Here is a 12,654-nt window from a genome sequence, read left to right on the forward strand (position 1 = left end):
GGGGAACATGCCATTGGGGTATATGCAGCCACTTGTGGGGTTGGAGTATATTACTTTATTTTGTCCCCCAAAATTAATCAGACACAAACAAACCTATGAAGTTTTTAAAACCACTGCTATTTGTAAGTATACTTTGTATAATGGTCCAAGCAATGACTGTGGCTCAATCGTCTCGTAACTTGTCTGACACTACTGCGGCGAATAAGTTACTGGCTACCGGGCAAAAACTCTTGTTTATGGGAAAGCCTGACAGTGCTGCCCTATACCTTGAAAAATCATCGTTTAACTTTAGGCGGGCAAACCAACTTAAGCGGGCACTGCAGGTGCAAACAAAACTAGTAGAAAGCCTATGGAGAAGTTATCAGTTGAGCCGGGCGCTAAAGCTGGGCAAAAAGCTATTGAAAGATGCTGAAAAATATAAATACCCAGAAGTAACGCTTGAAGCCTTATTGAATCTGGGGTATATTCGTACCGAAAATGGAGATTATGACCTTGCCATTGACCGTTTTAAGCAAGCCTTGACCAAGAACCTGGCGCGTGCTAACCGACTTGCTACATTGGCCAATTTAGGACTAGGACGGGTACATTTCCTGAAAGACCAATATAAACTTGCCCTGGAGAATTTTAAAAAAGGTTTGAAACTAAGCAAAACAGTATTTGGAGAGAGACACTCAGTGGTAGCACAGGCATTGCTCAATCTGGGCATTTTTTATACAAATCAGGGAAGTTACTCGCTTGCCCAAAAAAACTGCGACCTTGCATTGGGTATAGCAAAGGCAACTTTTGGCGAGGAAAGTATATTAGTGGCAGATATTTACGTAAGTATTGCCAACATCTACCGCGACAAACGTAGCCTTGAAAAATCTCTGGAATACTATAGCCAGTCATTGATTATTTATCAGAAAATCACGGAAAAAAATAACCCAAAACCTGCCTATTGCTATTTAGGCATGGGCGATGTATACAAGCAACAAGATGAGTTTGATAAGTCAAGAGAGTACTATAATAAAGCCTTGACTATTTTTCAATACTCTATAGGCGACTACCATCCAGTAGTAGTAGAGTGTTATTTGGGCTTGGCAAATCTAGCTTTTTTACGCAACGATTATGGGCTTGCCCTTGACTATTATAACAAGGTGTTAGACATCAACTATGACCTGCGAGGAGAGTATAATAAGAGCTCGTCAAACGCTTATAACAACATTGCAGCAATTTACTATTATGGCAAAACTGAGTATGTAACCGCTCGGAGTAATTTTCAGAAATCGCTTGATAGTGACCGTATCCTGTATGGAAACAAACACCCCAATGTAGCGAATGCTTTTTATAATATTTCGCAAACTTATAACGAGCAGGGAAGGCGAGAAACAGCTTTGGAATACCTACAACGTGCGTTGACAGCAAGCATTACCGATTTTAATGATGAAAATATTTACGTGAATCCGCCATTGCGAAACTACTACGTAGAAAATGACTTGTTTCACTTTCTTAAACTCAAAGCGAAAATTCTTCAGGCAGGTTTTGAAAAAGATGGCAATGCTGACTTGAAAGGTTTGAAAATCGCGCTGGATACTTACTATTTGTGCGATACGCTGGTAGAAAAAATCAGGCAGACTCACACTTCTGAAAAAGATAAAATAGCCTTGGGAAAAGACGCCGCTAAATTGTACAAAGCGGCCGTAAGTGCCAGTTATAACCTATATAAGTTTACAGATAAATACAACATAGACCAATTAGGTAAAGGGCTTGATATTACCAAAACTAAAAAGTCATTCCTGAAAGATATGTTTTATTTTTCAGAAAAAAACAAAGGAGCCGTTTTGTCGCAGTCATTGGTGCACTCCAAGGCAAAGGCATTTGGTGGTATCCCTGACTCTTTGTTGGCAATAGAAGATTCGCTGAGTAAAAAGATTGCGGAGCTTAAACTCGAGATTGCCGCCAAACCCGACAGCGTAACAGAGCTAATGTACAGGCAAAAACTGTTTAATGCTCATCGTGAGTACGATGACATTATCAAATATTTTGAGACCCACTTTCCTAAATACTACGAACTAAAGCATAATCTGGGCGTAGCCCCCATCGACTCTATTCGTCAGTTGCTGGATGATTCTACTGCCATTGTTTCTTATTTTACTACCCCCGAAAAGATATTTATGGTGGTAGTAACCAAAAACGACTTGTTGGTAAACTCAGCCAATAAAGAGTACCGTTTTGACAAGTATGTGATAGGAGTACGCAAAGGGATCTTATACCGACGTAAAAACTTTTACGCCAAGTATGCCTATAAGCTGTATAAACAGCTTTTCCCGGGTAAACTGCCGACTTATTTAAAGCACCTGATTATTATACCCGATGGTGAGCTGTCAACTATCCCGTTTGAAGCACTTATTACAGATAAAAACTATGCAGGTAAAAGTTTTCAGGAATTACCTTACCTCATTAAGAAGTATCAGGTAAGCTATGCTTTTTCGGCAAATTTACTTTATCAAACATTTTTGCAGCATAAAAATGACCAGAAAAAAAACAAGCCTAAACGAGAGTATGTAGCATTGGCTCCCGTGTTTGACGACAAGAAAGTGGCTGGGATGAGCATCAAAACCAAAGCCACCCTCAAATTAATGGATTCGGCAGTGTCTGATACTTCCAGTGTTACCCGTGGTGTATTGCTGAGCGGCGAATATGTATCACCGCTTAAGGCGACCGAAGAAGAAGTAAAAGACATATTAAAGGAATTTGACAAATACAATAAAGCAGGCGAAGTACACACCCACTTGAAAGCCAACGAAGCTTTTGTGAAAAATGGAGGACTGAGCAATACTCGTTATATTCATATTGCCACCCATGGGTTTGTAAACGAGGAAACTCCTGAACTCTCAGGGTTGTTATTGGCACAAGATAGTACCATTAATGAAGACGGAATACTATATTCTGGCGAAATTTATAACCTGAAACTGTCCAGTGATTTGGTGACTTTGTCGGCATGTGAAACTGGACTGGGTAAAATCTCAAAAGGAGAAGGAGTAATAGGGCTTTCGCGAGCATTGCTTTATGCAGGTACCAAAAACATTATGGTGTCTCTTTGGAAAGTGGCTGATCATTCAACTTCCTTATTGATGATGGATTTTTATGAAGAGTTGCTGAAGCACCCGAAGGAGAGCCAAATAGAAGCTTTACATAAATCTAAGCAAGATATGATTGCTAGTAGCAACTATGCTGCACCTTACTACTGGTCGCCTTTTATTCTGATTGGTAAGTAGTCTGGCAAGTAAAATAATGTGAAAAACAGCCTGGCTTTCGCCTAAAGATAAATTTAAAGTAGGTGTTTGGAATTAAAAATTACTTTTTTAGTTCTGAACATGAGTTTTAAATAACCTCTTAGGTGAATTGGCTAGGCTGTTTTATTTTGTAGAGATCTTTTGTAGATTTAAAGAAAACAATGAAATAGTCTTGAGCTTTTGTGAATAATGATAAAAGCCAGGCGGAGTTCAATCATCAAAATCTTTGAAGAGCAATGGAACTGGATCAGGAAGAGCCTTGGAAATACATGGAGATAGAAAGACTGACCCCCGGACAATTGGAGGTGTTGTTGGCCGACGGATGGAGACACTTTGGTACTTTTTTCTTTCGCGATAGGATAAGCTGGAATAATGGCAGGCTTACTCCAGTCATTCCATTGAGAATAGATGTCAACAGATTTAAACCAAGCAAAAGCCAGCGCAAAGCATTGCGTAAAAATAACGATACCCAGGTAGTGTTTAACCCTGCATCTATCAATTCAGAGAAAGAAGCTATATTTCATGCGCATTGTCAGCGGTTCAAAGACAATGTACCCTCTTCTATTTATGATTTTGTAGACCGTAACCCCTCAGTAGTGCCTTGTGGCTGTACTCAAGAATGTTGCCTTTACCTCAATGACCGCTTATTTGGGATTAGTTTTATTGATGTAACTCCTGGAGCGGTCTCTAGTATTTATGCCATGTTTTTGCCTGAGTTTTCGGCGTATAGCCCCGGCTTGTACACCTTGTTAATGGAAATAGAGTTTGCCAAGACTCAAGGCAAAAAATATGTGTATACTGGCTATTCTTTTGCCGAAAACTCGCATTATGATTATAAGAAAAAGTTTACTGGAACGGAATTTTACAATTGGCAAGGCGTTTGGCAACCTTTAGAAAATCTTCATTAATTACCTGATATATGAAAACTTATAGCATTACATTGATATTAACCTTGTTAGTGTGGGGAGTTTACGCCCAAACCGATACAGATAAAGGTTGGATAGCATACAAAAAAGCCAAATTGATAGAGGCAAAGTCTGCCCGTAAGGTTCGAAGGTTTAAAAATAAACCTGGGTCTTTGGTGACTTACTTTTATGCTTCGAAAATAAGGCAAGACCAAAAGTGGAAAAAAGTATTACCCAAAAAAACACCTTGGTCACGTCGTTTGACCTATGCCTTGAACAAATACAAAGACTGGACTTTTACTAAGTTTCGCTTGGTGAGTAAAAAAGAACATAAGCCAAGTAAATTGTGGGTAAAAATATGGGTAGAGATAGAATATAAAGGACGTAAAGACAGTGGTACCGACGAAGTAAGCCTGGAGCTTATTGATGGCAAGTGGGTAATTGTAAGCCTACCTACCTAATAAATATGACCAAGGAAAGTTACCCTGACAGATAAATTGTTTGACAGTACATCTACTTCGCTTGAATCTTTTGGTTGAGTAGTGCAATGGCTTTTACTTTAAGTTGTTGCACTTCTTCTGTGTTGACTTTGCTGGCTACCATTTGTACAAAGTAAATCAAGCCTACCTCATAGCCATCTGGCGAAGGGTGACTCTTGCAATAATCTATGATATACTCAATTGTAGCTTTGGGGTCTAAAGAGTCTACATACTCGTCTCTTATAGGACTGCTGTCGCGTGCTTCACGATAACTTTTTGATTGATTTGTGTCATTCTTATCCGAACGATAAGCAAACAAAGGTGCTGGGTACCAGCGAGCCATTGGTGGGTAAGCAGGAAGGGCTAACTTATGTGTAGGGTAGGTTGCTTCTGCAAATAAGCTTGAACCAAACAGCAAACAAATGAATATAATAAATAGCAACGAAATATAGGATACCATAATAGTAGATATTTAATAAACTGAAAAAGCGTAAGTAAAACGGAAAAAATAAAGTATTCCAAGAGAAGACAATATCAGGATGTTAGACGATGAAAAAAATCTTTGCGTAGCCAAAGCTACGGAACTATTTTTTGAAGAAGTATAACATTCAGAGATACGGTTCTATGGATTAGGTTATTTTTGTAGTTTTACTAAGACTAATGCCTGCCTGATGTTAATAATGAGTAAAATACATGCTGGTTGAAAAATAGTAGTTTAAGAACATAGCAATTGTTTTCAAAAATAAGCGTATACTGGATGTTTCACCGTAAACGACGAGCGTATACCAGTAAGCAGTTTTTTAATATGTTAGTAGGAAAAAGCTTAAAAAGGGAGTAGACTTGGGGGCTGCATAACCATTCCAGATATCATACTCTTATCTGCATATCTTCCTGATAATCGGATAGTACTCTATACGAGTCAATGTCTAAAAAGTTGGGGTGCTGGATTGTACTATATTGTTTTTTGAGTAGTGCTTTGTGATATTCGTAATTATTCAACTTGTTGATTTATAGTAGGTTATTTATGTCTGCTGTTTTGGTGAAAAAAAACAGGGTTGTATTATACAAGTTTATGCCTGCCCCTCAAACCATTCTAAATGCTCAGGCAACTTCAGGTTACTAAATTCCAGGTGTATTACTCTACGGTGGCGCATACTCTTATTTTTTGACGATGCATGCCAGAGTAAAGGCGACATGACAAATATGCCTCCTTTTGGCACTTCACAAGTAATTTCATTATACGTTTTTTTGAGATCAGTAAGGTTTTGAGAAGGCTTGATGCCCGGTATGTGAGATGCTTCTAATACCTTTAAAGCGCCATTATTTACAGTACACTCATCTAAATGAATGCGCAGTGTTACAATGTTTTCTAAATAGTTTACAGGAGGCTGTACAGACCAAAACCCGGCTTTTTTTATCCATTTTTTGAATCCCTTGGGTACATCATTGGGTTTTTGTTTTACATTAATAGTTAAATCCTGATGCCAGTTTACAACCCAATTAGACTGGGGTGGTTTGTCGAAATAAATGGCTTTGATACAACGAACAGGTAAGGTCAAAAACTGTTGTTGAAGGATTTGTTGTACCTGATTATTTTTTAGTATTGTCTTAAGTGAGGGTATTTCGCCTAATAAATTACGAATAGCAAACAAATCTTGGTGGGCTCTAAAGTAACTGTTGTCTTGTGGCAGTGGTGTATGGATGATTTGATTAAGGAGCTCTTGAGTCACTTGTGCAGGCAGGGCATTTGGATAAATAACGTACCCTTTTTCTAAAATTTGTGTTTTGATCATTGACTGAAAAATGGAAAAAAATTAAACAGGTACTAAGCCCCAATTTCTATCTTTTCACCTAAAAACCTAGGTTGTTTGTTGGTCACATACAAATCAAGAAACACCTTTACCCTGGCGAGTTTTTCACGCAATTGGGTCTTAAACCCCATATAAAGGTTAACATCTTTTGCATTGAAAGCCACCGCTTTCATTCCATAATTAGAGGCTATAAACAAGGCTCTTTTGTTATGAAAAGGTTGAGAAATAATGGTAATGGCTTGTTGTCCAAATACCTTTTTGCTGCGAACTACTGAGTCTAAAGTTCTGAACCCAGCATAATCAAGTACAATGACTTCGGAAGGAACACCACTGGCAACCAATGCGTTATGCATTTCGCGGGGTTCATTGTAGTAATCAAAACGATTGTCGCCACTTACCAATATATATTTTATTTTTTTAGCTTTATAAAGTGCTACTGCAGCTTCTATTCTGTATTTGAAGTAAAGGTTAACCCTGCCGTCGCTGAGCCATTTGCTCGTACCCAACACCAAGCCTACTTTGTTGGCAGGAATCTGGCCTACTTTGCTGAACAAGTCTGGGCTGCTCTTTTGTTCAATGCGCCAGTTACAAAATACAATCAGTATTATATTTATAACAATGATTCCAAGAAATATTAGTCCCAATTTTTTTAGTTTTTTCTTCATGGTCATAGTGTTGTTAGGCTATTTTGGTGGGTAAAAGTACAAAAACCTGATTGTTTTTCCATACATTTGTCAAGTGCTTCATACCTTGTTGATTGTTTTACTATAATTTAATCTAGGTATTACTACTATTTTTGATTGTTAACCTTGCAAAACCGCCCTATTGTTTTGTGAGTGATGTGATTATTTGGTATTTTAGCTATATAGCAAGTGTAAAGTTGCTTAAAAACAAAAAACACCAAAATTATGATCACATTCTATAATAGCCGATTTGTGAAATTTCAATACTACGAAAGTGAAGAAATTTTGCAACAAACCTGGAATTACACCCATCATCGCAATCATTTACATTTTTATCAAAGCATTCATCAGTTTTTATACATTATTGATGAGTATAAAACCAAAAAAGCCTTGATTGATTTTTCTAACTTTACCTTTTGCCTTGACGCTCAGTCACAAAAATGGATAGAGAAAAATTTATTTGTTAAACTGGCAAAAAAAAATGTATCAAAGGTAGCTTTGGTTAAAAGTAAAGACCATAATACACAAGATTCATTACAGACACTTTTTAGTGTAGGTATGGAGCAACAGCCTATAATAGCTCTATTTTTTGACACCCTCTGTGAGGCAAAACAATGGCTCACCGCAAAACCTGTCCAAGGTACTAGTGCTCGTAGGCAAAAATTAGCCAAAAAAGTTTCGCCTGGCGTTTAAGCCAATTTATTCTTAAATATTTTTTGACCATAAAGCTATACTCAATATCTGTTTTGATTTGTCTGTTATTTTTTTAATAAAAATACTTTGTTGTCTGTTTTATTTATAGCCCAACTCGTTGTGTGTTATTAGTTGGTCTTACCTCCTGTTTACCTGCTATTTTTATTCCTATCAAATTGTCCAACCTTAGGCAATTAATTCTGTTTCTTTGTACTTTCCTTCAAAATTTATGGATAATCAAATACAATGATGCGATTTTTTTCCCGAAGAAAATTCCTTGTTAAAGGTGCTGTGGTAGCCGCCGCTGCCAGTATAGGCTTAGGACATACCAGTTGCCAATTGTCTGAAAAAGTAAAAGATGAGACAACCGATGCTGATGTAAAAAAAGGTACATTAAAACAAAATCCACGTTCAAAACCAATACTACCAGTAGTAATAGCTACCTGGAACCACGGCATAGCTGCCAACGAAGCCGCCATGAGAATAATAGCTCAAGGTAGCAAAGCCATAGATGCGGTGGAAGCAGGAGTGAAAGTGACTGAAGCCGACCCCGATAACTTAAGCGTAGGGTATGGAGGATTGCCCGATCGGGATGGAAACGTAACCTTAGACGCTTGCATTATGGACGAAAAAGGCAATGCAGGCTCAGTGTCTTTTTTACAGCACATCAAACATCCCATATCGGTAGCACGCAAGGTAATGGATGAAACCCCCCATGTAATGTTAAGCGGAGCAGGCGCCTTACAGTTTGCCTTACAACAAGGCTTTAAAAAAGAGAATTTATTGACTGACAAGGCAAAAAAACAATGGGAAGAGTGGAAAGAGAAGGCTGAGTATAAACCCATTGTAAACATTGAGAACCATGATACCATCGGTTTATTGGCTATAGACAAACACGGTGATATTTCGGGGGCTTGTACTACTAGTGGGCTGGCCTATAAAATGCACGGCAGGGTGGGAGACTCTCCGGTAATAGGTGCGGGCATGTTTGTAGACAACGAGGTAGGGGGCGCTTGTGCTACAGGATTGGGCGAAGCAGTTCTAAAGACATTGGGAGCTTTTCTTATTGTAGAACTTATGCGACAGGGGCTTAGCCCACAAGAGGCTTGCGAAGAGGGGGTGAGAAGAATTACGAAAAAACAAGGCTATCAAAACTTTCAGATAGGTTACCTTGCCCTAAACAAGAAGGGTGAGCATGGGGCGTATAGTATTCAGCCAGGATTTAATTATGCTTTGCATCAGGCAGATACCAATGAATTGATTGATGCACCAAGTTTTATGAAGAAAAAGTAAGCAAAAAAGCCATAGTCTTTAAAAACTATGGCTTGAATAATTTTTTGGTAATTATATTAAGAGTTAACCTGGCGGTTGAGTTCTTCCTCCAGAAAATCATCGCCCAAAACTTTTTTCAAATCATCATCTGACAATATGTTTCTCCCTTGAATTCCCATTGCTATACGTACCCTATTATTGGGGTTTTTTACTGTGTTAGCAGACCTATCTGTCTTTGACATATCTTTTGTTTTAAATAATATGGAACTGTACCCTGATAAGTACAATCATCCTGTAAATAAAGTGTAATCAAGTATAATATAGATCAATATCTATTGAGTACAAAGGTAGGAGTTTGTAAGGGGATAGTAAAAAAAGCATCGTAGACAAAGTGTAGACAGGTACCTGGTTTGTGGCATTATTTCATCGTTTTGTTGTTGGGTTCAATTGCTAAAAGAAACAAAGTAGTGTTTTACGTACCTAAATATACTTACTGATCAAGTCTTTATATTTCTGTTCGTTGCTATTATACAGTGCTTTTTCAAGTTCTAGTTTCCAATTGTACAGCGAGCTGTTCTTCTGAAAAACCATTCCTTTTAGTACCGCTTTTACTTTAGATAGTTGGTATACTTCGTATTGGGTCAATACCTGAAGCCAGGGTTTCAAGTATTGTTGGTCTTCTTGATTGAGTAATACCCCCATTGATTGTTTTCTTTTTTTGAGGTGTTCGTCTACGGTAGGTGGAGCTACGACAATATTACTGCTTTTGCCTGGTGGTCCTAGTGGTATGGTAAACCAAAAAGTGCTGCCTAGATTCATAGACGAGTTTACTCCTATAGTGCCGCCATGAGCCTCTACCGCCAGTTTACAAAAAGTAAGCCCAATACCCGTAGAATACCATTGTTGACCCTGAGGGGTAGACTGTACCTGATAAAACCTGTCAAATACTTTACCCACATCACCTGCTGGTATACCCAAACCAGTGTCAGTGATACATACCTTGGCAAATTGTTCATCTATGCGTTCTGCCTGAACAAGTATGTCACTGTTAGAGGTAGAGTACTTGATGGCATTACTTAACAAATTTACTAGCACCCGTGTTATCAGCTCTTTGTCGGCAAGTAAGTTGAGGTGGCTGGTTTTTTCAATAATCTTCAGATTTTTAGTATGAGCCAACCATTCTACTTGTTGCCTGGCATCGGCTACCAACGCCGATGCTTTCTCAGATTCCTTTTTGGGTTGTAGTTCAGCTTCTTCCAGTTTTTGAGTATCCAGCATATTGATAATTAAGTGCAGCATTTGCAGTCCCGACTGGTGAATATTGTACTGAATAGACTCTTTGGCAAATCCTTCTGACAAGCCTATGATATTATTCAAAGGGTTTTTAAGGTCGTGGGCAATCATATTTGCCATCTGTTGTTTAAACTTCCCCAACTCTTCTAAAGCCCGGTTTTTTTCGTCCATTTGCTCGTGTATATTCGCGTTTTCAACGGCAATGGCTACATAAGTCGATAGGTTACGCAATAAGTTGAAATGGTGAGGAGAATAGGCCTGTTTTTGGTCACCATGTACTACAATCACACCTACTACTTTACCCTTAATGAGTAATGGCATATATATGGCAGACTGTGGTAAATGGGTAAGAGAAGTGGTCGCAAGGTATGCTTCAGGGTCAAAATCTTGAATATAGTGAAAAGCATCGCTACTGATGTCATTCATTAATATAGGGCGTTGATGTTGGATACACCATACGGCAAATTGGTTAGTGTTGGACATATCTATAGGGTAAGCATGTGCTGTGGAGCCTCCCTTTACCACCAAGCGATACTCAAGGGTTTGTGGGTGATCGGTATACAAACCAATGCCAAAATTGGTAACCTCCATAAACTGCCTGACATGGGCATATACTGTGTCCAGTACTTTGGGCAAATCTAATATAGACGTAATTTCTTGCCCGGCTACATTAAGTATTTTAATACTTTGATAAGCTTTTTCGAGTTGTAAGTGCTGGTTACTTAATTCTTTCTGTTGCTTTTTGATTTCATCGCGTTGTTTCTCTACCACCTCTAGGGTAGCACGGAGCGATTCATTGATCGATAAAATTTCTTCGTTTGCCTGAAGCGTGTTTTCATTTGATTTGGTGAGTTTCTGATTGCTTTTTTGTTTTGCCAAAAATAGTATTAGTAAAAAGATAGATACCACCAATACTGCCACTAGCCCCACCAAGTTGAGCATACTTTGCTGTGTTTTTATCTTTACCTTCAGTGTAAGTTGTTGCTTCTCCTGTGCCAGCTGCAGCGAGTCTTTTTCGTGTTGAAATTTAAGGCGGGCTTTTTCAAAAGTGAAATCTTTGAGTACCTGCTCATCCTTTAGGCTGTCTGATAATTGTTTAAACAATACTTGTTGCTGGAAAGCTGCCTTGTAATTACCCAAGTGATAGTATACATCTGCCAGTGCTTTGACCCCCTCCTGGAGTATTGGAGGATTTTCTGCCTTTTGAGCAATGTTTATTCCCTCCTGTAAACACTGAAGTGCCATTGCCTGATTGCCCAATAAATGATGGGTCTTGCCCAACGAAATTAAAGTTTCTCCACGGCGTGCCTGAGCACCTAGTTGTTGGCGTATGTGTAGTGCCTGGTTGAAGTAATACAAAGCCTGCGCCTGGTTTTTTTGGGCAAGGTATACTTCACCCATTTTCTGGAGGTCAAACGCCATCAGTATTTTGTTGCGGGTGTTGGTAGTGATGTTTAAGGCTTTTTGTAAGAAAACAATCGCTTGCTTATAGTGAGTTTGCCGATAGTAAATATCGCCTATATTGCTGTACCCTAGTGCAGTGAGCCTTTTACTTCCAATGGTTTTGGCAATGTTTAATACCTTGCGGTAGTACACCAATGCTTCGTTATAGGTACTTTGGCTTTTGAGCACCAAGCCTATATTGTTGTATCTGATGGCAAGTCCTCTTTGATTGTTCAATTGCTCATCTATTTTCAAAGCTTTAAAAAAAAACTCCAGGGCTTTGTGAAAGTCGCCCTTAAACTTATAACACAGCCCCAGCCCACTGTAGGCATTGGCGGTGCCTTTGAGGTAGTGAGCCGATTGTGATACCTTGATGACCTGGTCAAACAACTCAATGGCTTTGGTGTAGCTGTCTGTCATAAAAGTAGCCCAACCTATATTATAGTAAGCATCGGCAATGCCTATAGGGTAACTGATTTTTTTTGCAATATAGATTGCCTTATTGGCATAAATAGCGGTGTAGGTAGAGTCGGAAGATTTGTATTGTTCGGCAATTTTATTGTAAATATCGACTGTTTTCTTAGCTGTTACGGGGAGGGTGAGTAACTGCTGTAGGGAGTCTATCGCCGCTTTATCTTGAGTGTATGCATAACTTGCCCTTAGCAAGATGCATACGCATAGCATTATTTTTTTCATTTTGCTGTTCGTGGTTAGTATTGTGGTAGCTAATGAAGAATAAACTGTGTCTAAGGTCTTATTTGTACAAAACTAACCAACAAGCTCCTTAAGGAAGAATTTTC

Annotated in this window: 10 protein-coding genes; 5 read left to right on the forward strand and 5 right to left on the reverse strand. The window is 38.7% G+C overall.

Annotation, left to right across the window (positions count from 1 at the left end; all coding sequences use genetic code 11):
* The first annotated feature begins 95 nt into the window (after positions 1-95).
* The 3 genes from M23134_RS19185 to M23134_RS19195 all read left to right on the forward strand — a co-directional run bounded on the left by M23134_RS19185 (position 96) and on the right by M23134_RS19195 (position 4,641).
* On the forward strand, positions 96-3,257 hold the full coding sequence (locus M23134_RS19185; protein WP_082226597.1) for a CHAT domain-containing protein: 3,162 nt from the start codon (positions 96-98) through the stop codon (positions 3,255-3,257).
* Positions 3,258-3,511: 254 nt separating this feature from the next.
* A complete protein-coding gene (locus M23134_RS19190; RefSeq protein ID WP_002698898.1) occupies positions 3,512-4,183 on the forward strand; it encodes an arginyl-tRNA-protein transferase in 672 nt (223 codons plus the stop codon).
* An 11-nt stretch (positions 4,184-4,194) separates the two neighbouring features.
* Complete coding sequence (locus M23134_RS19195; protein ID WP_002698900.1) at positions 4,195-4,641, forward strand: hypothetical protein; 447 nt, start codon at positions 4,195-4,197, stop codon at positions 4,639-4,641.
* A 52-nt stretch (positions 4,642-4,693) separates the two neighbouring features.
* Here M23134_RS19195 and M23134_RS19200 read toward each other — a convergent pair whose 3' ends face one another.
* The 3 genes from M23134_RS19200 to M23134_RS19210 form a co-directional block, all read right to left on the reverse strand.
* Positions 4,694-5,119: a hypothetical protein gene (locus tag M23134_RS19200; RefSeq protein ID WP_002698903.1), complete on the reverse strand. Its 426-nt coding sequence runs from the start codon at positions 5,117-5,119 to the stop codon at positions 4,694-4,696.
* Between the two features lie 610 nt (positions 5,120-5,729).
* Positions 5,730-6,452, reverse strand: a complete 723-nt coding sequence (locus M23134_RS19205; RefSeq protein WP_002698905.1) for a phytanoyl-CoA dioxygenase family protein — start codon at positions 6,450-6,452, stop codon at positions 5,730-5,732.
* Between the two features lie 32 nt (positions 6,453-6,484).
* Entirely contained in the window at positions 6,485-7,135 is a 651-nt protein-coding gene (locus M23134_RS19210) for a SanA/YdcF family protein (protein WP_045113902.1), read from the reverse strand.
* 243 nt (positions 7,136-7,378) lie between these two features.
* Here M23134_RS19210 and M23134_RS19215 point away from each other — a divergent pair, with 243 nt between their 5' ends.
* Positions 7,379-7,846, forward strand: coding sequence for a hypothetical protein (locus M23134_RS19215; protein ID WP_002698908.1), 468 nt, complete (start codon positions 7,379-7,381; stop codon positions 7,844-7,846).
* A 246-nt stretch (positions 7,847-8,092) separates the two neighbouring features.
* Positions 8,093-9,139, forward strand: a complete 1,047-nt coding sequence (locus tag M23134_RS19220) for an isoaspartyl peptidase/L-asparaginase family protein (protein ID WP_232296817.1) — start codon at positions 8,093-8,095, stop codon at positions 9,137-9,139.
* Between the two features lie 56 nt (positions 9,140-9,195).
* On the opposite strand, the gene M23134_RS41245 is transcribed toward M23134_RS19220, so the two are convergent.
* Positions 9,196-9,360, reverse strand: coding sequence for a hypothetical protein (locus tag M23134_RS41245; RefSeq protein WP_002698910.1), 165 nt, complete (start codon positions 9,358-9,360; stop codon positions 9,196-9,198).
* Between the two features lie 238 nt (positions 9,361-9,598).
* Entirely contained in the window at positions 9,599-12,550 is a 2,952-nt protein-coding gene (locus tag M23134_RS19225; RefSeq protein ID WP_045113887.1) for a tetratricopeptide repeat protein, read from the reverse strand.
* Positions 12,551-12,654: the final 104 nt, after the last annotated feature.

This window comes from Microscilla marina ATCC 23134 (assembly GCF_000169175.1).
GTDB lineage: Bacteria > Bacteroidota > Bacteroidia > Cytophagales > Microscillaceae > Microscilla > Microscilla marina.